At 51.3% G+C, this 2,802-nt stretch carries 3 protein-coding genes; all 3 read right to left on the reverse strand.

All coding sequences use genetic code 11. From position 1 onward, the window contains the following. Positions 1 to 60: 60 nt before the first annotated feature. Complete coding sequence (gene tnpC / locus H6A13_RS12760; RefSeq protein WP_204909918.1) at positions 61 to 1,683, reverse strand: IS66 family transposase; 1,623 nt, start codon at positions 1,681 to 1,683, stop codon at positions 61 to 63. Positions 1,684 to 1,971: 288 nt separating this feature from the next. After that, entirely contained in the window at positions 1,972 to 2,331 is a 360-nt protein-coding gene (tnpB, locus tag H6A13_RS12765) for an IS66 family insertion sequence element accessory protein TnpB (RefSeq protein WP_204864295.1), read from the reverse strand. Continuing rightward, the gene (gene tnpA / locus H6A13_RS12770) at positions 2,321 to 2,710 is read right to left on the reverse strand and encodes an IS66 family insertion sequence element accessory protein TnpA (RefSeq protein ID WP_204909919.1); all 390 of its coding nucleotides are present in this window, start codon (positions 2,708 to 2,710) and stop codon (positions 2,321 to 2,323) included. Before tnpA ends, tnpB begins: the two co-directional genes overlap by 11 nt. Between the last annotated feature and the right edge of the window lie 92 nt (positions 2,711 to 2,802).

A 2,802-nucleotide genomic window follows, 5' to 3' on the forward strand; every position in this document is an offset into this window, starting at 1 on the left:
TTGTACACGGTAAATCATAAGTACCAGCGTATTTTTTGACCGCCGTTTCTGGCGGCCGGTTTACACATTTGTTGTTTTTGTTTTGCTCCGGCAGATTTCCGGCAGCTGCCCAGACCATGGAAGCAGATCTTCCATAAAACGGTAATCCGTATCTTCCTGATGGTCCTTCATCACTGTCAGGACGTATTCCAGATAGCGGAAAGGATTCAGGTTATTCGCCTTCGCCGTTTCTGTGATGCTGTAGACGATCGCACTGGATTTTGCGCCATCGATACTGTCGATCAGCTTCCATGCATGTTTGTGCAGGCAGAAGCTGCGCAGCGCGCCTTCTGTTGCGTTATTATCAAGCGGGACTTCCCCGTCATCAAGGAATACTTTTAATGCCTCTTCCTGGTTAATGCAGTAGTTGATCCCTTCCAGGGTTTTACCTTTGATCAGACGGCCGGATTCCCTGATCTCTTTTGCCCATGCAAAGAAAGCCTCTACCAGAGGTTTGAGGTTGATCTGCCGCTGTTTCCTGCGGTCGTCCGGTTTCAGATCTGCAAGCTGGTTGTCCAGATGATAGATCGCACCGATCCGCTTGATCGCTTCATAGGCGACCGTTTCCCTGGCTGCCTCATGCTCCTTTTTCGGCAGTGCTTTCAAGGCATCTGCGAAATACCTTCTCGCATGGGTCCAGCACCCTGCGAAAACGATGGCTTCGGTTTCCCGGTCCAGCTTCCGGTAGGCGGAGTATCCATCGCAAACAACGACGCCGGTGAATCCTTTCAGGAATTCCCGCGGATAGTCTGCTTGCCGGGTCTTCTGGTATTCATACAGGATGATTGGGGTATCTCCATATCCCTTTCCCGTCCGGTAGACCCACATGTAGCTCTTACTGTTCGCCGGACGCCCATCCTTCGATACTTTGACCGGGGTCTCATCGGCCTGCAGCACATGGAAGCGGTACATCCTGTTATGAAGGTAATCATAAAGGGGGCCTAGATACCGGTCGGCACACTGGATCACCCAGTTGGCCATCACCTGCCGGGAGATGTGGATGTCATTGCGCAGGAATTCCTGGCTGATCCGGTATAAGGGAAGTCCGTTGACATACTTGGCATTCAGGATGCTTGCAGCCAGGGAGGGAGTCAGGATGCTGTTTCGGAGCAGCTCCTTCGGCCGGTCTGCTTTCACGATCGTCTGGTTGTCCTTTCCGGCATACACGGCCACATGGTGTTCTTCGACTGTGTAGACTGCCGGCTGTACCCGGACTCTTTTATAGACTTCATCCGGGAGTTGCTTCCAGCCAGCAGCGCCGAAGATCTCCTGCAGCTTTTCTTCAGGAAGGGTATGGGGAATGACTTCCACGGGAAGATCCTTAAGATCTTCCTCGCGTTTTCCTTTTTTCTTCCGGCGCGTGACCTGGATCACATCCTCCTCTGCGGGTTCGACGACATAAAGTGTCTCGGTCAGTGCTTCCGCTTCGTTAAAGATGAGCTCCAGTTCCAGCTGCCCGGCGATTACATCCAGTTTTTCGGAAGAGCGCCCATAGCGGTGATTGTTTGCAGACGCGATCTGCTCGATCAGGCGTTCCATGTTTGTATTCAGTTGGGCCAGCTGGTCCTGCATGGACAGGATCACTGCCACGAGTGTTTCCCTGCTGAAACTGTTCAGTTCTTCCGGTGAGTAGATCTTCGTCATGTTCGGCGCTCCTTTGTCTTGCTGGGACTATTGTACCGCAAACCAAAAGAAAAAGCGAACCGGACGAAAAATGAGTCCGTCATTCTCACCAAAGGATAAACACTCTGAAAAACCGAAAAAACTAGTAGTTTTTTCAGTTTTTCAGAGTACTTATCCACACAGTAGCTGATCGCTGTGGAGTACTCTTAATTGAATGAATGGCATGAGGCCCGGATGTGGATAACTCCCACTGTATCTGCGAGGGCAAACCGGAAAAGATTTTAAAATTTCTCCGTTTTGCACAACGTATCACAGAAGATCGCTGGGCTGCACTTCCTGGATCGGATGTCTGGATACGATCTCCAGCCCCTGCATCAGCGCCCGATATTGTTCCGGCGTGATCTCCAATGCCTCTTCTTTGGTACGGGGCCAGCTGAAGCCGCCCAGCTCCAGCCTTTTGTAAAGAAGAAGGAATCCGTCCCCTTCCCATACAAGCCCTTTGATGCGGTCACTGCGTCTTCCGCAGAACAGGAAGAGGATATCCTTTTCGTATGGATCCAGCTGGAAGTTGAATTTCACAATGGATGCCAGCCCGTCAATGCCGCGCCGCAGATCCGTATAACCGGCGGCAATGTAAACCTTACGGAAGCCGGATGCATTATTCAGCATGGAGGATCCCTCCTATCCGGGAGAGCAGTTCTGCCGAGGCTGAATTCGCAATCTCCAGGACAAGTTTCCCTTTCCGGATCACAAGATCCGGATGGAAAACAGGTGATGCGTCTGGTGACACAGCAGGAAGTTTGATCTCGGCAAAAGATACGGACTGCTGAACGGGAGACAATTGTCCTGCCTCTGTAACTGCAGGTAAGGATGGATCCTGAGATGCTCCATAAGCTTCCCGGCGCAGGATGCGCTGCCAGTAAAAGAACTGTTTCTCAGAGATCCCGTTTGCCCGGCACCAGGCGGTCTTTGACATCCCGCTGTTCAGACATTCATTCAGGATCCTGGCCCAGTGCTCTGCACGGACCTGATGTGTGATTTTATCCATGGCACTAACTCCTTTAAAAAACTTGTAGTTTTCTGGAGTTATTATCTCATGGAGCGAGGAAACTAGCACGGTACTGAGAATTTACCGTGTAC

The sequence above is a fragment of the Mordavella massiliensis genome, assembly GCF_016902415.1.
Taxonomy (GTDB): domain Bacteria; phylum Bacillota; class Clostridia; order Lachnospirales; family Lachnospiraceae; genus Merdimonas; species Merdimonas faecigallinarum.